A 19,134-nucleotide genomic window follows, 5' to 3' on the forward strand; every position below is an offset into this window, starting at 1 on the left:
ATATACAATTATGGCAAAAATAAATTTTTCAGAAGTAGAGAAATGCTTCTTACAAAAGTCGGGAATTAAAGAGACTACAACGAAAGTGCCTTACATTCCTGTTGACAACTTCCCTAAATTGGGACTATTCACAGCTCTTCGGTTTTTAGAGTGGGTATCTGAAAACCCGGAAGGAGTAATCAGTTTACCAACTGGAAAAACTCCGGAGTATTTTATTCGCTGGACTCAATTTTTGTTGGAAAACTGGGAGAACGCCAAAGGAAAGAAAATACGGCTGGAGAATGGACTTAATAAAGTTGAAAAGAAACCAGATCTAAGCAAGTTACACTTCGTTCAGATTGATGAGTTTTACCCCATTAGTTCCAAGCAGCATAATAGCTTTTACCACTATGTAAATGAATATTATATCAAAGGATTTGGCTTAGATCCCAATCGTGCGTTATTGATTAATTCTGACGCGATTCCATTGGCCGATGGAAAGCATTTCTCGGAAGTTTTTCCGGATAGTATTGTCGACCTTTCACTTCGGTATCGCGAAGCCAAAACAAAGAAAGAGCAAGAACAACAACGCTCAATCTTTCTCATCGATGACTGGTGTGTTAGTTACGAGCGCAGAATCAGAGAAAAAGGCGGTATCGGTTTCTTCCTTGGCGGAGTTGGCCCCGACGGCCATATCGCTTTTAACACAAAGGGATCCGATCATTACTCAACAGCCCGGTTAACAAAAACCAATTTCGAAACACAAGCTCAGGCAGCCGGTGATCTTGGCGGGATTGAGATCTCGAAAAATCGGTTGGTTATAACAATCGGACTTGAAACAATTACTTACAACAAAGACGCTGTAGCAGTAATTTTTGCGGCTGGCGAGGCTAAAGCAACCGTTATTAAAAATGCGATGGAAAGCGAACCAACGGTGTTGTATCCGGCTACCGTTCTTCAAAAATTGCCTAATAGTCGGTTCTTCATTACAAAAAGTGCTGGCGTAAAATTAAAAGATAGCATCGACGAGTATTATAAAACGGGTGAATGGACCCATGAAAAAACCGAAAGAGCTATTCTTGACCTGTGTAAAAGAATTGATAAGTATGGCCCTAAGTTAGAGCTTGAAGACTTAAAATCAGATCCATACTGCCGGCTAATTCCAAATCTTTCGCTTGATACGGTTCAGGAAGTCATCGAATCAATTAAGCAGAAAATATTCAACGGACTTAAGCCCGAAACCGATCAGGTGTTTTATCACACAGGTCCGCACCACGATGATATTCAGCTGGGCATTCAGCCACATGTAAATTCATTGTTGGAAATTAAATCGAATGAATCGTATTTTTCGGTGTTAACCTCAGGTTTTACAGCAGTTACAAACTTGTTTTTGACTGAAACTCTGATGAATACCAAGAAGTTGCTGGACAGCGATGAAATTCAGATGGTGAATTTTCCTGACTTCTTTGAAGTTGGCTACAAATATAAATGGGATAAAGATGTTTATCATTTCCTGATTAAAGTCGCGTCCGGGGAACCAATGGAAAGAGTTCGTGGATTGTGTCACCGTGTCGTCAGAGCTATTGTTAGCATTTGGGGAGTTAAAGATGTCGATCAATTGCGCGATACCATCAATGCAATCCTTGCGAACATCAGAGAGAGCTACGATGGTCAGAAGAATCCGCCTAAAATCCAGAAACTAAAAGGGATGATCCGGGAGTTTGAAGAAGAATTGGTTTGGGCACATTCAGGCGTTCAGGTTAAAAATATTCACCATTTGCGACTTGGTTTCTATACCGGCGATATTTTCACCGAACAACCTAATCGCGACCGCGACGTACAGCCAATCCTTGAGGAGTTTAGAGCAATTAAACCGAGTGTTATTAGTTTGGCTCTCGACCCCGAAGGAAGCGGTCCCGACACACACTATAAAGTGCTTCAGGCTATTGCCGATGCTGTTCGTTTATGGGGGAAAGAAGAGGATTTAAGTAAGCTGAGAATTTGGGGCTATCGGAATGTGTGGTTTAAATTCCACCCGGCCGATGCAAATGTTATTGTCCCTGTTAGCATCAATTCTCTCGACGTACTCGACAAATCCTTTACGGATTGTTACCTCAGTCAGGTGAATGCCTCATTCCCGAGTCATGATCATGATGGTAAATTTAGCGACCTGGCTCAAAAAATTTGGGTGGAGCAACTTAGCGCCGTTCAATACCTTTTAGGGAAAGATTATTTCTATGCGAATGATGATGCCAGAATACGCGCCAGCCATGGTCTAATCTTTTTCAAAGAAATGAATGTGGAAGAGTTCCTGGAACAAGCACGGGAACTTGAAAAATCGATGGAAGGTGTGGTTTAACTATTTAAGCTTGTCTGACCAGTTGCCCGTACAAAAAGGCAACTGGTCGGTTTTAAAACTGACAGAAGAAGAAAAACCCGGTTTCGGTGGTTGTAGTTACTCGGCTACAGCTACTGTTAAGTAAATCGGGTTTTTCAGTAGAAAAGGGTTGCCCATTGTTTTGGTCGACCCTTTTTTTGCGGTGTCTGTCGCGTCCTGAAATAGCGTTGCAAAAGATCGTGATTAGGATGGAAGTGGGTTACAAACTCAGCGTTGAGCAGCCGTCCGGATCACTTTGCGGCGAAAACCGGCGTCTGAATAAAACCGGAAACACAAACCTGTTCAGTCATTACGCTCTCGTACAGCCCAATAAAAAACAAAGAAGTCTGGAGGCTCGAAGGGGCATCGGGCAGGTTCGGGAGCAAATTGGCATCGGGCCAATAGCGTGCGTGCAATGCCCAAAAACTTTTCGACTCTCACGAACAACTAATTGTAAAAGCGAACTCGTCAATTTAGGTTTCCGACGAATTTTTTATGTTGTCCGGTATTGCTTATTCGGGGAGTACTGCTTATTCCCACAATAAAACTTATATTTATCAACCAAAAATAAGGGCAAACTCTTGAAATCTCTTTCAAATAATAACTTGATCATTCTACTTCGAAAAGGAGATATCACTGCTTTTGATGCCATCTATCATAAATATTGCCATCGGGTTTACCAGTTTGTTTTCCGGTATCTGAAACAAGACGAAGATACAGAGGAAATTGTGCAGGAAGTGTTTGTCAAGATCTGGCAATCGAGGGAAAAGATAGATGTTTATTCCTCCTTTGAATCGTTTTTGTTTACCATTGCTTATAATACAACAATTAGTTTACTGCGAAAACGGATTACTGAAACGAAATCACTTCAGTATCTAAAATCAGTTCAGGAGGTTTTTGATACAGTTAGTGTGGTCGATGAAATCCAGTTTAAGGAACTGAATCAACAGGTAAGATTGTTGCTCGATAAGTTAACTCCCCGCCAACGTGAGATCTATGACTTGAGCCGTGAGGAAGGCCTAACGCATCGCGAAATTGCTGAGCACTTGAATATTTCTGAAAATACCGTAAAAAATCACTTGGTTTCTACCCTTAAGTTTCTCAAATCGAATATCGACAATGGCTTGATAATTAATGCCTTGTTTCTTACTTTGTTTGTTTAGGTAAAAAATAGGGCAATTCTTATAGTCCCCATCGCCGACATGTGCGTATTACTTTCTGAACGCATACAAAAAATTGAAACCGAAGTTCATGTTTCACCACGTGCGTCCCATGACTTGTTGGGATGCCTCATTTTTTGAACAATGAAGAAAGAACTACTAAATAAGTATTTAACCAATAGTTGCACGGCTAGCGAGTTCGACGAATTTGCCGAATGGGTGAATTCTGAAGCGCTAAGCGAGGATGGGAAGGCTATTGGATTTGAAGACTGGCGCACCTTTAACCTAAGTCAGGCTCCTAAAAATGCCTCCAAATACAATATCCTGCTCGATAAAATCCACCATCAGATAAATCTACAGGAACGACCATCTCCAGGCAATAGAAGTTTATGGAACAATAGAATAGGATGGCTGAGTAGGGTGGCCGCAGTTTTGTTTTTGCCCTTGTTAGGGGTTTTGTTTTACATGATGGTGTCCGATGGTTTTTACCCGAAAACAGCAGTTGATAATACCCTCGAATCGCTTGAAATAATTGCTCCAATAGGCTCACGGACGGTGGTTCATCTGGCTGACGGAACGGTAGTTAATCTAAATCACGGCAGCCGCATTAAATACCCTTCCAACTTTAAGAACGATATAAGAGAAGTTGAATTGGTTGGTGAAGGATATTTCGAAGTTGCTCACAATCCTGATCGGCCATTTATTGTTAAAACCGGTATTTTGAATGTAAAAGTACTGGGCACCAAGTTCAACCTGAGTGCTTATCCCGACGAAAATATAATTGCAACAACTTTAGTTGAAGGTAAGGTGGTTCTGGAAAAAGATGTGGATGGTCAATCGGTTCAATCGATAGGCTCCATGATACCGGGACAACATGTTGAGTATAATCGAATGTCACAGGAAATTAGTTCTACTGTCGGAAGCACCGAAAAATACACTTCATGGATTGACGGTAAGTTTGTGTTCGACAAAGAGCCTTTAAGTTTGGTAGCCGAAGAACTTGGCCGGACGTTCAATGTTGATTTTGAGCTGGACGATGAAGTGAAATCGTACACCTATACGGTTACTTTTAAGGACGAATCACTCTTCCTGATTCTTGATCTGATGACCGAAATTACACCGGTTAGCTATTCAATCATTCCACGAGAAAAACAATCCGACGGAACGTATGCCAGAAAGCTGATAAAAATTGAAAAACGAAAATAATCCGATAAATAAACTCAAACAAAACTGCTAATGAATTAAACAAGTCTATTTGCTCAATCTGCATTAAAAAGAACAGGGAAATGCGCCAACATTCCCCTGCAAATTTCTAAAAACACCCTAAAGGAACTTATAGGGTAATTTCTAACTATAACAACTACAAAAGTATGAAAAAAAATGACTGTAGTAGCTGGGAATGGTATATTCCCAGGTTGCTAAAACTATTTAGACTTATGAAGTTAACTGGTTTTTTTATGCTCCTTTCCGTTGCAAGTTTATTTGCAACAAATTCCTATTCGCAATCGAAAGCAATAAATCTGAATTTGGAAAGCTCTACTGTAAAGAGAGTATTGCAAGAAATTGAGGAACAGAGCGATTTTCATTTTATGTATAGTGAGGAAATTGTTGATGTTCAGCGAAAGGTTTCGGTGACAGCGGACAATAAAAAAATTTTAGAGGTACTGGATGATTTGTTTGCCGGAACCTCGGTGAGCTACAAGGTAAAAGACCGCTTTATACTACTGTCTGACTCGGAAGGGAAAGCTGTTGAAGTTCAGCAACAAGTCAAAACGGTCACTGGGAAGGTGGTCGATAATAAAGGAGAGGTTTTGCCCGGAGTAACTGTAATTGTCAAAGGTACAACCATTGGAACAATTACAGATATCGATGGTAAATACAGCATAACGAATGTTTCCGAAAACGACATTTTATATTTTTCTTTTGTAGGAATGATTAGTCAAGAGGTCGCTGTTGGAAATCAAACCAACATAAACATTGCCTTTGCTGAAGATGCCATAGGGATTGAAGAGGTAGTGGCTGTGGGCTATGGTTCGCAGAAAAAAGCGACGCTGTCAGGAGCCGTTGAAACGGTAGATGAGAAAGTGTTTCTTAGCAGAGCAGTAGCCAATCCAATACAATCATTGCAAGGGCAAACTCCAGGTGTTGTGGTTACACGAACAAGTTCACGTCCGGGGAACATTAATACAACTACTGGTGCTTCAGACGAGAATGATGTGACAATTCGAGGTATGACTTCAATTAACAATTCGGATGTTTTGTATGTGATTGACGGTATAATTTCTGAAAAGACGGAGTTTAACAACATGAATCAGAGTGATATTGCTTCAATTTCAGTGCTGAAAGACGGAGCTGCCGCTATCTACGGTTCCAGAGCTGCAAATGGGGTGCTTATGATCACAACTAAAAAAGGATCAGGAAAGATGACTGTTGAATACGGGGGCAATTATTCTTTCAAAAAAATCGGCCGAATGCCAGCTGTTCCCACAATGAGCGAGTACGCACAGGTGTTTCTGGAAGGGGTTCAGCAAGAGGGTGACGGAAACTACAAGCAATGGGCTTCTGAGCAGAACCTGCTCGACATGATTGATGAAAAGGCAGGATGGTATCAAACAGCGGTATCTGGATGGGGAGTTAATGGTCTAATGTATATGGAGGCCTCTAATAGATTTGATGATATGTATGGAGATGCTCATTCACAGCAGCACAATGTGGCAGTCTCCGGATCAACTGATGTTACAAAGTACCGGATATCAGGAAATTTTGCCGAAGATGTTGGTGCATCAAAAGTGTATGATGGTCAAAAGCAATATACGTTTAGGGTAAATCTTGATCAGAAGCTAACGGATTGGTTATCGACGGATATTGGATTGTCCCACCAATCGATAAAAACGGAGCGGCCAACGACCGGTTTTCAGGCAGATGCTGTGAATAATGACCCGCCGGTTTTTCCTGCAAAGAATCCTTATGGAGATTGGTATGCAAACTTTGGAATTGGAAATAAAAATTCAATCGCACAAACGACAGAAGGGGGTAAATCATATGTGGACAATAGAATCACTAAAATTAATCTTGGAGTTACTGCGCAGATTACAGGAGATTTGGAATTTAGAGGGATTGCTTCGTATATGGAATCAAATCGAACCTATGATGCAACGACGCTAAGTGTGCTGCTCTACGGTTGGGATGACAATGACCCACAACAGAGTGTGAATCCCAATTCATCGATCAAATCAAGATACAATGAGGCTGTACAGCAGTTGTACACTGGGTATCTTACTTATACAAAAACATTCAAAAAAGATCATAATTTTAAAGCGATGGGGGGGGTAACGGCCGAGCTTAATGAATCTTCATGGATAGAAGCTAGTCGGGATGGTATCTCGGATTTAGGTGTCTTTACTGTTAACTTAGGGACTGGAGTGCAAACGAATGATGCTGCTAAATCGAATTATGGCTTCTACTCATACTTCGGAAGGTTCAATTATGATTATAAAAATAGATATATGGTCGAACTTCTGGGAAGAAGCGACGGAACATCCAAATTCTCAGAAGGTAACAAGTGGCAGGCATACTTTGGCGCTTCTGCCGGATGGATTTTGTCAGAGGAAAGTTTTTTGAAGGATATTTCGTTTTTAAGCTTTTTGAAATTGAAAGGCAGTTGGGCTGAAATGGGTAATCTACCAGGTTCTTCTGTGATCTCAAATCATAGCTATGCTTCAGAAATGAATTTTAGTACAACAGTATTTGGCGTTACTCCAAGCCCACAGGCTACAGCCAGAGTAAATGGCATTGTATCGGATAACAGAACATGGGAACGTGTTCAAATGACAAACATTGGAACCGAGTTTGGGTTTCTGGATCAAAAAATTTACGGATCGTTTGATTATTTCAAAAAGGACAATCCCAATATGCTTGCAAGCCAGCAATTCACTGCTTTGTTAGGTGGCGAGGCTCCAGCAGAGAACATCGGTCATCTAAGAACCAAGGGCTGGGAAATTATGCTTGGAATCAGGGGTAAAGTAGGAAACGATTTTACCTATGGAGTCGCTGTAAATATGGGTAATAGTAAAAATAAGCTATTGTCGTTGACAAGTGCTGCGTCATGGGTAGCCGGATATAATGATCCGGACGATAATGAATTTAGAGAAGACTACCCAATCGGTTCATATTGGATGTACGAAACTAACGGCTTGTTTCAAACACAGGAGCAAGTAGATGCATGGTATACCGAGATTGGAGACAACGGAGGTTCTGTTCCCAAGCAATCCAGCGCCAATGCGCTGCGACCAGGTGATATAATCAAAGTCGACCGGGATGATAACGATCAAATACTGGGTGTATCAGCAGATGGAGGTGACCTGAAATACATGGGCGACTCTGACCCTCACTACGTATTTGGAATTAATACTGATCTTTCCTGGAAAAACATTGATTTCTCTTGTAGTTTTCAAGGGCATTTAGAGCAAAATGTTGAGCGGACTGGCTTATTGTCCTATCCATTCTACAGGCATTGGGCCAACCTGACGCCAGCATTCATTGGGACTCAGTGGACTGAGCAAAATCCGGAAAATACCAACCCCCGGGCTACTTCATCGGCCACAAGAGCCGCATATAACTGGGCCAATAATGATTTTAGATTACAGAATAGCCGGTATGTTCGTCTGAAGACATTGATTGTGGGGTATACTTTCCCTGCGGCTTTGACCAGAAAAATGAAAATGAAAAATTTGAGAGTGTATTTTTCAGGAAATGATTTATGGGAGTGGACTAGCCTTGACGATGGTTATGATCCTGAAAATGGTGCTTCAACACAATCAGCATATCCTTTCATGAGATCTTACGCATTTGGTATTAGTGCGAAGTTTTAGTAAAAGTAATATTATTGATAAGTAAATTAAGAATTTATGAAAAATATTAAGAAAATACTATTTGTACTGCTGGTGTTATTTTTTGCCGGTTGTCAGGATGATTTTATCGACCTAGATCCGTTAGATAGCTATACTGAAGAAATTTATTATAAAACACCAGAGCAATTTAGTTTTGCAGCCAATGAGTTGTATACTAATTTGGTCGGGTGGCAGGCAGTTAGAGGTTCTGGATTGGGGACTTCGTACAATACAGGGTATGGCGATTGGATGAATTTTGGTACCGATTTGACAGCCTTGGCTCAAGATTATGGTAGAGGAACCAATACCGTATCGAATGTAGATGTATACTGGACAAATCATTACTACTTTTTATTGGACGCTAACACACTAATTGAAAAGGCGTTGGAATATGAAGGAAATGCAACGGATATCGAGTCATATGTGGCTACAGCCCATTGGTTTAGGGCTTATCATTATTACGAACTATTAACCAGGTTCGGTGGGGTTCCAATTGTGACTTCGCGTCTAGATGTTACTGATGAATTGTTGATTGGGTCAAAAAGAAATAGTCGTTATGAAGTCGTTTCTCAGATATTATCTGACTTAGATGTCGCAATTGCTGGCTGCCCGCAAGAATCGGCTATAGCTTCATCTGATAAAGGTAAAATTAGTAAGGAAGGTGCTCAAGCCATGAAAGCCAGAGTCTTATTGTTAGCCGCAACTTGGGATACTTATGTTGGAACAACTACTGATGGAGACGGAGTGACAGTGGGGGCAGGTAGCAATAAGCCAGCAGATTACCCGAGCACTGATGCCATGTTGACGGAAGCAATTTCGTTGTGCAATGCAGTAATGACTAGCGGTACTTTTGAATTATGGAATTATAATGATGTGTTAAATAATATGACATCGTTTCATTTGTTCAATATAGATGGTAGCGGTTCAAATCCGGCAGGGTTGGACAAATCATCAAATCATGAATTTATTGTTCAGGGAATTTATGATTTCATTGAACGGCAAAGCAGCACTAACATTAGCCATACTGTGCGCGGGCGGCTAGATCCGTCACGAAAATTTTTAGACTTGTTTTTGTGTACAGACGGGTTGCCTATTGATAAGTCTCCTCTTTTCAAAGGATATAGTACCTTATGGGATGAGACCCGGAATCGGGATTATCGGATGTGGGCTTATTATCACGAGATGATCGAAGAAAACTCATCTCCGGTCTTGACAGGGGAAACAGATATTAACTCAGGTGTTGGTCTGCGTAATTCAAAACATAAAGCGTATTTATATGAAGAGACTGATTATAGGGTACAGGGCCAAGAATCGCAGAACTTCCCTTATTTGAGATTGGCTGAAGTATATCTGAATTATGCCGAGGCTTTGTATGAGAGAGATGGTGCAATCAGCGACGCGGATCTTAACAAGTCGCTCAATTTGGTCCGTGCTAGGGCTGGTATAGCTCCCTTAACCAATTCGTTCGCTACTACCAATGGATTGGACATCAGGGAAGAAATCAGACGGGAGCGAGCTATTGAGTTGTTTGGTGAAAATAGCCGATTTATTGACCTGAAACGGTGGGGGATAGCCGAAGAAGCACTTGGTGCCACAATTCATGGTCCTGTGATTGAAGGTACTGTATATGAAACAAATTCAACGCTATATGATCCAGCATTGTTTCCTGATGGAGAGGAGTCGATCGTAGTTGGAGATGGTACCACTAAAAGGACTGTCATTATTGATCCGTCTAATGAAAGACCTTTTGCCAGACAGCACTATTTGTATTCAATTCCTGTTGACGAAATTATTATAGCTCCGGAATTATTACAGAATCCAGGGTGGTAAAATTCAGATCAATAGTTTAAAAGAGGCTGTCCAATTTTACTTTTTGGACAGCCTCTTTTTGACTAGTAATTAATGTGAATAATCACTATGTTCATGGTTGAAGTGTAACGATATAGGGTGTTGTTGTGAAAAATAGGATGAACCGAATAGGAAGAGTTAAAACTCACAAATAGGGAATTAGCTATTTGGGCGGGTTAAATTTGTTGCTGAAGTATGTGGGTTATATTCACAACAATACGTTAATTGCTAAAACTTAAATTGAAATAAACCCGATCAAATGAAGAAACTACTGATTGCCGCGCTGGCTCTATTGTTATTTGCCTGTAGCAAAACCCGAAATTCAGAAACTCCTTTCGTTACACCTGAGCCCTTTTCCTCCCCTGAGATCGATGCTCGCGTTGAGGCTATTATGGCCAACATGACACTGGACGAAAAGATTGCTCAAATACAAGGGATCCGGCCAACCGAGCTATTGGAAGATGGAAATCTTTCGATTGAAAAGTGTCGTGAAAAAATTCCTAATGGAATTGGACACATGTGTCAGTTTTCTTCTTCGTTTACGATGGAACCGGAAGAACTTCGCGATTTTGTGCGTGAAGTCCAGCACTACCTCATGACAGAAACAAGGCTGAAAATACCGGCTGTTTTCCACGAAGAAGCTATTACCGGTTTTTCTTCCAAAGGGGCGACAACCTTTCCGCAGCAAATTGGTGTGGCCTGTTCGTGGAACCCCGAAATGGTAAACAGAAATGCTTTGTCAACCCGCAATAACATGAAAGCTGCCGGTGCCAATTACGCTTTGTCACCTATGATGGATGTCATTCGCACAGCTCATTGGCCCCGGATCGAAGAAAGCTATGGCGAGGACCCTTACCTCACATCTACCATGGGCGTGGCGTTTGCAAACGGATTGCAGGGCGATGATTTTAAAACCGGTATTGCAGTTACAACCAAGCACTTTGCAGGCTATGGAGCTAAAACAACCAATGAAAAAGATTTTTTCGAGGACTACCTCATGCCGCATGAGGCACTGATTAAAGCTGCCAATGTTAAAAGCGTAATGCCTTCGTATGCGGCTTATAACGGAGTGGCTGATGTAGCTAACCCTGAGTTGCTTAACGGAATTCTGAGAGGTAAACTGGGTTTCGATGGACTAGCCGTCAGCGACTACCATGCCATCGATCATGTATTTGGTAAATACGGGCAGGCAAGTTCTTTAAAAGAAGCAGCTGTATTGGCCTTGAAAGCTGGCAACGATTTGGAGTTTCCGCTTCCGAAAACCTATGAATTTTTGCCCGAAGCGCTAAAGGAAGGTCTGATTACCATGGATGTGATTGATACGGCTGTAAAGCGTTCTTTAATCATGAAAGTCAAACTTGGGTTATTGGATGACCCTGTTTTTGGGCTTGATGGTGATTTGGATTTCGATCCGCCAGCTAACCGAGAACTGGCGTACGAAGCCGCCTGTCAATCAATCGTTTTGCTGAAGAACAACGGAATCCTTCCTCTGAAAGTTGATGAGTTAAAAGATATCGCCTTGCTTGGGCCAAACTCCGATAATGTGTTCTGTTTGTTGGGCGACTACACCTACCAGTCGATGATTACCTATTTCTGGGGACAAACATTCGACCCGACTTCACCCAAAATTGTGAGTATTATTGAAGGTTTGAGAAATAAGTTGGGCGATAAAGTGAACATTCACAATGAACGTGGTTGCGACTGGACTGAACCGTTGGGAACCACAATCGACCCGAATAGTTATGGAGATGGCGAACTGGGCACCGCTAAAAAGAATATTCTGAGCAGAGTAGCTCAGCCTAATCTTGAAAAAGCGCTTGAAATGGCTTCGAAAAGTGATGTGATTATTGCCGCAATGGGGGAGAATACCTACTTGTGTGGTGAAAACCGCGAACGAGAAGGAATTCGCCTGCCCGGCGAGCAAGAACTATTTGTTGAGAAACTCATCGAAACCGGTAAGCCGGTGGTTCTGGTGATTACAGGAGGACGACAACAGTTGGTTGACAAATTTGAAGACAGATGTGCCGCTATTATTCAGGCTTGGTTTCCGGGCGAGGAAGCTGGTAATGCACTGGCTGACATCTTGATTGGTAAGGTTAATCCAACGGCCAAATTATGTGTGAGTTATCCAATGGATGAGTCTGAAGCGGAATTGAACTACCAACATGGTTATCAAGAGGTAAAGCCTCAATATCCGTTTGGCTATGGCTTGTCGTACACCACCTATGCGTATTCCGATTTCAATATGCCATCAAAAGCTGGCGTAACCGATTTGTATTTCAGCATTTCGTGTACTGTAGAGAATACCGGTTCGGTGGATGGTGCCGAGATTGTTCAGTTGTACGTTTCACCTGTTGACTCGGCATCTACCATGGATGCAATCCAATTAAAAGGATTCAAACGGGTCGACTTAAAAGCAGGCGAAAAGAAAACGATTGAATTTGAGGTTTCTCCTCAACAATTGATGCAGTACTTGGGGGATCGTTGGATCGTTGAAGCCGGGAAATACGAATTTAAAATCGGAGCTTCCTGTTTGGATTTACCGCTAAGCGGAATAATCGAACTTCGGGGGGAGGATCTATTGCTGGAAAACCGAAACGTTTTCTTCTCTCGGGTGAGTATTGCAGACTGATTTATAGCGATTGTAAAAACTGAACATGAAAACCGATCCAAAAACGAAACCCAATGAAAAAAAGAATAAGTACTTGGATTGCACTAGTACTGGCATCCTTCTTTTTACTTTCAGAACAGCAAATCTGTAGTGCCCGGAATAACAAAAATGCAGCAGAAGAGTCTCTGATCGACAAGGGGCTGGTGCTTTGGTACAACCAGCAGGCTTGCGATTGGTCGGAAGCCCTGCCGATTGGTAATGGGCGACTGGGAGCCATGGTGCATGGAGGTGCACGCCTCGAACATTTGCAACTGAACGAAGACACCTTGTGGATCGGCGGGCCGCATAGTTACGACAATCCCGATGCGTACAGTCATTTGGCAAAAGTCCGCGAATTGCTCAACGATGAAAATTATATTGAAGCAGAGGATTTGGCCGGGAAAATGATGGGAATTCCCAAATATCAGGTGGCCTATCAGCCTTTTGGCGATCTTTTCATCCTGTTTCCTCAGGGATCAAAACCAATCAATTATCGACGTGAACTCGATTTGCAAAAGGCTGTAAGTACTGTTTCTTACAGCATTGAAACAACAACATTTACCAGAAAAATAGTTGCATCGAATCCCGATCAGGCGCATACGGCCCTGAGCGATCATGTAATGAATGGCTTGACTGCAAACCTCTTTAATGGCAGGCGAGTCTACCAGATTGATGCCAACTTTGGGGCTACAGCCGGGATGGCCGAAATGCTTCTGCAAAGTCATAGTAATGTGCTTCATTTGTTGTCGGCACTCCCCAAAGCCTGGCCTACCGGTTCAGTAAAAGGATTGCGTGCCCGCGGCGGACTGGAATTGGATATGGAATGGAAAGACGGACAACTCGTAGATGCCTCCATCCGTGCCGAAAGGGATGTAACTTTCAGCCTCGTTTCACAAGGCAGGGAGATAAAACAAATAACTCTTAAAAGTGGCGAAACTAAGGTTTGGTCGGAATTGTAAAAAGAAAAATTTATAAAATAGATATAAATGAAAACTAATCAGATTCTATTTCTTGCAATCATCCTGTTTTTAACGGGGTGCTCCCGGGAAAAGGAACTTTCGTGGGACGAGTTGGGCGAGCAATACGAGATACCGGAATGGTTTGCGGAAGCCCGGTTTGGCGTTTGGGTACATTGGGGACCGCAGGCTGTACCTGAATATGGTGGTGGCTGGTATGCCCGGCATATGTACATGCAGGATGTGGGCCGGGAAACCTTTGGGAAAAATGCCTATCCGTATCACTTGGAAGCCTTTGGGCATCCGTCGGAGGTCGGTTATAAAGATGTGGCGAATGCCTGGAAAGCTGAGCTCCTGGATACCGACAGCCTATTACGGTATTTTACTGAGGATCTGGGCGCGAAATATTTCATGGCGCTGGCTCATCATCACGATAATTTCGATAATTGGAATTCGACTTATCATGAATGGAATTCGGTGAACGTGGGGCCTAAGCGCGATATCATTGGCGAATTTTGCGAGTCGTCAAAAAAATATGGTGTCCCCTTTGGTGTGAGTACCCACGATGAACGTTTTTTCGACTGGGGGCTGCCGGCTTTTGGCGCTGATACGTCGGGCGATTATAAAGGCGTTCCTTACGATGGCCGTCTGACAAAAGAAGACGGCACCGGCACCTGGTGGGAAGGTTTGGATCCAGCAATTTTATATGGCTTGCCTCCCGAAAAAAGAACTTCCGAATGGGAAGAATCGTGGAAAAAAAACTGGGTACTTCGAATGAAGGATGTACTTACCAAGTATGATGTGGATTTCATGTGGTTCGATGGCCGTGGTTATCCTTACGGGGACTATGGGAAGGAAGCTTTTCAGGCATTTTACAATGATAATTTGAAGAAAAATGGCAAAATAAATGCTGTTATTGCCGGGAAAATACCCGGGGGTGACCCGGGTGTTGTCAACGATATTGAACAGGGAGTAGAACTTGAAATTTATCCCGAGCCCTGGCAAAGCATCTGTTCGTTTACCCATTGGTTTTATAAAAAAGATGATCCCTCGCGGCACGATGCCAGAAGTACCATTGAATTGTTGATTGATGTCGTGAGCAAGAACGGCAACTTTATGCTGAATGTTGAATTGCTTCCTGATGGAACTATTCCGGCTGAGCATAAAGCCATTTTAGACGAGTTTGGAGCGTGGTTGAAATCAAACGGAGAGGCCATTTACGCCAGTAAACCTTGGAAAGTGCACGGCGACAATTTCTTCTCCGGGCTTGCTGATGAGACTACCAATGGTTCCAATTTAGCCAACACCGATCAGTTGGAGCTTAAAGAGAAGAAAAGCAAACAGTTCAACAATAGAACAAAAGATAGCCAGCCTTACGGGCACGATGAGGTTCGTTTTACAACCAAAGGTGACTTGTTATACCTGTTTGTGATGAATCCTGCCGAAGGGGAAATTGAACTCCCGTCACTAGGATTTAAATCGGACTATCAGCCAAAACAAATCCAATCGATTAAGATGATTGGCGGTATTGAAGACATTAAATTTACTCAAACCGATGACAAGCTGATATTTAAGGTGCCTGCTGACCGGCAAAGCCAATATGCTGCCGTATTTGAGGTGCAGGGTGCTTTATGATGAAATTCTTCAAACTAAACCACTGAAATAAACCTAACCCGAATAACGATGTCCAGACTTTTAATCCTGATGATGCTGATGCAGGCAATTATTATTGTTGCAACAGGCCAACCTTCGAACAATTCAACAAAAAACGAATACTGGAATAGTAACATTCCGTTGGTATCGTATCGATTGCCCCCGCCGCCACCCGACTATAAACCAAAATTGGTGGATTTGGATAACGATGGTGATCCGGATCTCATTTATTCGGTAACAGTAAACAACACACCCATTTTATGGATTGATGATGACGACGATTTGACGGACGATGCCATCGAAGGCGATACCGATAGCGATTGTCTGTTGATTGATGTCAATAGGGATGGAAAGTACTGCGATCAGGGAGATGTGGCAGTCGACTGGGTTGATACTGACAACGACGGGATTGCCGATTTGCAGGTGTTTGTTGAAAATGCCGAAGCCGATAACCTTAAAAAGTGGGGGCCGGGGCATTACATGTGGGTGATTGATTCGGACAAGGATAACGTATTCAACTACATTGATTGGGATACCTTTCATTTGCGGGCCTGGTTGCACGAAGGCACGTCAAACTTTCTGGAGGACTACAACGGGAAAAGTACTTTCTTGAAGGCGCACACCTCAACTTACCATATGAACGATGTGCGTTGCAACTGGGAAAACCCGTTTCTGTTTTTCGATCCCGATAACGACGGAAATAGCGAAATGGCTTTGAGGGCGCTGGACAGACCGGTTGATATTGAAAAACAGTTCACGGAGGGAAAAATCAGCTACGTTGCCATGACCTACGATTTGGACAATGACAACAATCCCGGCAATGAACTGGATTTTGATATGTCGATCCGGTTTACCGGGAAAGGTTTCGACTATCTGGATCAGGTGCACCCGTTTAACAACCCGAGGGTTGAGGCGACCGACACCTTTTTCCTGGATCCGCGGTGGCGCCAAACCACTGAGCTTATTTATCCCGACCACGATTCAGCGGTTAGTTTGACTTACCAAAAGGGTGACTGGGAGAGCATCTGGTTTGTGTATGACGAGGATGACGACTGTGAACGATGGGAGCGGGTGGAGTTTTACGAACCTTTGAACCCCTTCAAGACTGGCTTGCGAAACGGTGGCCTCGACAATAACCCGCAGGCCGATGCTATTGGCGATCGGGGCGAATGGGACCAGGACAACAGCGGAAATGCGAACTTGTATCGTTCGAAATTTGACGGGCGGCTGCACCTCTACGGAGCCGAATGGGGCTGCTGGCGAGTGGATCAGCTGGCTTTTTCATACCAATCATGGGGCGGACTGTACGATACGTACCAGACCAAATGGACCCGGGCACAGAATGAGTTCGAGCCGTTCAGCACGTTTCGGTACGAAGACACCGACAAGAACGGGTTTATCGATCAGATTGAAATGGACTTGAATGGGGATACCATTTTCGAAAAAACGGTTTTGCTGAAGGATTTGGGAATTGACGATCGTTGTGAAATTATCCATTCAGCCGGGATGGACTACGAAGACTACCGGAAACTGCATACATCCATGTCTGAAGAAATCTGGCAGAATGCTCAACTTGCGGTTCGGGTAGCCGAAAAGAAAGGCCTGAATACCTCCTGGTATGCTTTTATGAAAAGTCCCAAATCCGAGTCTCAAAAATACAACTACGGATACTGGTTGCAATTTTACATCTACATGGATTTAATTGACCAGGCCAGACGAGCTGACAAGGAGGAGGAACTGGAGAAAATCGACCAAGCTTACTTTGGCGGCAACTGGGAATTATTAGCCGATTAGTTTTTGTTTACTTGAGGGTTTAGGCTTGTCACGCAAGGACAAAAAATCCAGGGTTGTTCACCTATTTTCGAAAAGGGAAATGTCCCTTTTTATACAAATGCTCCTCTTTAAAACAGTGGCTGTCTTTTTTTGGGGGAAGACTCTTTTGAGTGTATTATTAGTACAATGACAAGCATTCATTTCAATTTGAACATCCCAACGGCCCTTTTTATTTTCAGAAATTGATATGATTTTAGCGAAGAAAGTCGGAATAAATACATAAACAGCAGCCAAATAGCAAAATGATGAAGAGACGAACATTTTTCAGAAATTCAGTTTATTTAATTACAGGAGTTCTTGCGTTACTCACCCTAGGATCCTGTGCCGAAAAAAAAGTTGACACACCTTTTATCGATCGGTTTTTGCCCGCGCCGAAGGACGGTGGCTTTCAAGATCCGAACTACTGGATCTGGGGATCTTCTGTTATTAAAGGTGAGGATGGTAAGTATCATATGTTTGCCAGCCGCTGGCCTAAAGCGGTTGGCTTCGGAAAGTGGGTCACCAACTCGGAAGTAGTGCATGCCATAGCTGACACACCAGTTGGCCCTTACAAAATGTTGGATGTGGTTTTGCCGGTACGAGGAAATGAATACTGGGATGGGATGTGTACCCACAACCCGCGAGTGGTAAAATACGGAGATCAATATTTACTATACTATTTTGGAACCACCTACGACTTTGATCAGCCAACGCCCGAAAATAAGGCGCTTCCGGGCGAAAACTGGGAGAAAGCCTGGATGAACAAGCGGATAGGTGTAGCCATCAGTAACAGTGTTTACGGTCCGTGGAAAAGACTTGACAAGCCCGTGATTGAGCCGCGTTCCGGCCATTGGGATGCCTCCATTACCTCGAATCCGGCACCTGTGGTGAACGAAAAAACCGGTGAAATTTTGCTCATGTACAAATCCTCAGCTGAAGGTTCCAAACCACCGTTGCTGCTTGGGGTTGCAAAAGCTACCAGTCCGGAAGGCCCATATGAGCGGTTAAGTGAAGAGCCGATTTTTAGGTTTGAAACGCCAGGTAAAGAGCATGTCGATGTGGAAGACCCCTATGTATGGTGGACCGGCACCCGATACGAGGCTGTATTGAAAGACCGCTCCGGTGAAATTTGCGGCGAAGAAGGTGGCGGAATCCATGTGTGGTCGAACGATGGCATACAGTGGAATTTGTGCGACGATGTAAAAGCGTACAGCCGAAAAGTGCTATGGGATGATGGTACAACCACATATCAAAACCATTTCGAAAGGCCGTTCCTGCTTATCGAAGACGGTGTGCCGACCCATTTCTTTGCAGCTACCGGAAACGGTGATAAAGCCTGGAGCTTTGATAAAACATGGAATATGGTTATTCCATTAGCAACGGAGTCGAAGTAAGCCGGAGATTTGCTTGTCTGTATTTGATGACCAATCCTAGTCAGGTACCGGCAAGTTGAAGCGCCGGATAGAATGATCCTCAAGTGATCAGTAAGAAAAAATAAAGGTTAGACTACTTCAGTCTAACCTTTATTTTAATATCCGTCGGGATGACAAGATTTGAACCCGATCAGAAATCTGTCTATATATCAAGTGTTTATGCGGTCGTGAATTCTTTGGTTCACCGTTTTGTTCACATTTAAAGAACGTATTATCTTGATTGTAAAAGTACGAAAATCACTAGTGTCCCATTAAAATCGGGACGTTATTAAAAATTAAACAAATTTGGCTCATTAAGCCTAAAACGTTCTTTGTCATTTTGAAATTTAGTTCTGTCGAATAGGTCTCTAAGGTGAGTTTTATCTGTTAAAGATATA

At 42.9% G+C, this 19,134-nt stretch carries 10 protein-coding genes; all 10 read left to right on the forward strand.

Annotated features, from left to right (window positions below; all coding sequences use genetic code 11):
• Positions 1-10 precede the first annotated feature (10 nt).
• The gene (locus tag ABZD21_RS15515) at positions 11-2,338 is read left to right on the forward strand and encodes a glucosamine-6-phosphate isomerase (RefSeq protein ID WP_372775994.1); all 2,328 of its coding nucleotides are present in this window, start codon (positions 11-13) and stop codon (positions 2,336-2,338) included.
• Between the two features lie 623 nt (positions 2,339-2,961).
• Complete coding sequence (locus ABZD21_RS15520) at positions 2,962-3,519, forward strand: RNA polymerase sigma factor (protein ID WP_372775995.1); 558 nt, start codon at positions 2,962-2,964, stop codon at positions 3,517-3,519.
• A 141-nt stretch (positions 3,520-3,660) separates the two neighbouring features.
• Positions 3,661-4,722 (forward strand): FecR family protein, encoded by a 1,062-nt coding sequence (locus ABZD21_RS15525; protein WP_372775996.1) that lies wholly within the window; start codon positions 3,661-3,663, stop codon positions 4,720-4,722.
• A gap of 230 nt (positions 4,723-4,952) precedes the next feature.
• Positions 4,953-8,387: a TonB-dependent receptor gene (locus tag ABZD21_RS15530; protein WP_372775997.1), complete on the forward strand. Its 3,435-nt coding sequence runs from the start codon at positions 4,953-4,955 to the stop codon at positions 8,385-8,387.
• A gap of 36 nt (positions 8,388-8,423) precedes the next feature.
• On the forward strand, positions 8,424-10,235 hold the full coding sequence (locus ABZD21_RS15535; protein WP_372775998.1) for a RagB/SusD family nutrient uptake outer membrane protein: 1,812 nt from the start codon (positions 8,424-8,426) through the stop codon (positions 10,233-10,235).
• A 277-nt stretch (positions 10,236-10,512) separates the two neighbouring features.
• Complete coding sequence (locus ABZD21_RS15540) at positions 10,513-12,885, forward strand: glycoside hydrolase family 3 N-terminal domain-containing protein (protein WP_372775999.1); 2,373 nt, start codon at positions 10,513-10,515, stop codon at positions 12,883-12,885.
• A gap of 53 nt (positions 12,886-12,938) precedes the next feature.
• On the forward strand, positions 12,939-13,862 hold the full coding sequence (locus tag ABZD21_RS15545) for a glycoside hydrolase N-terminal domain-containing protein (RefSeq protein WP_372776000.1): 924 nt from the start codon (positions 12,939-12,941) through the stop codon (positions 13,860-13,862).
• Between the two features lie 27 nt (positions 13,863-13,889).
• A complete protein-coding gene (locus ABZD21_RS15550; RefSeq protein WP_372776001.1) occupies positions 13,890-15,494 on the forward strand; it encodes an alpha-L-fucosidase in 1,605 nt (534 codons plus the stop codon).
• A 48-nt stretch (positions 15,495-15,542) separates the two neighbouring features.
• Positions 15,543-17,306, forward strand: coding sequence for a hypothetical protein (locus ABZD21_RS15555; RefSeq protein ID WP_372776002.1), 1,764 nt, complete (start codon positions 15,543-15,545; stop codon positions 17,304-17,306).
• Between the two features lie 284 nt (positions 17,307-17,590).
• Positions 17,591-18,718: a glycoside hydrolase family protein gene (locus tag ABZD21_RS15560; protein ID WP_372776003.1), complete on the forward strand. Its 1,128-nt coding sequence runs from the start codon at positions 17,591-17,593 to the stop codon at positions 18,716-18,718.
• Positions 18,719-19,134: the final 416 nt, after the last annotated feature.

This window comes from Mangrovibacterium sp. (assembly GCF_041596335.1).
In the GTDB taxonomy this organism is placed as follows: domain Bacteria; phylum Bacteroidota; class Bacteroidia; order Bacteroidales; family Prolixibacteraceae; genus Mangrovibacterium.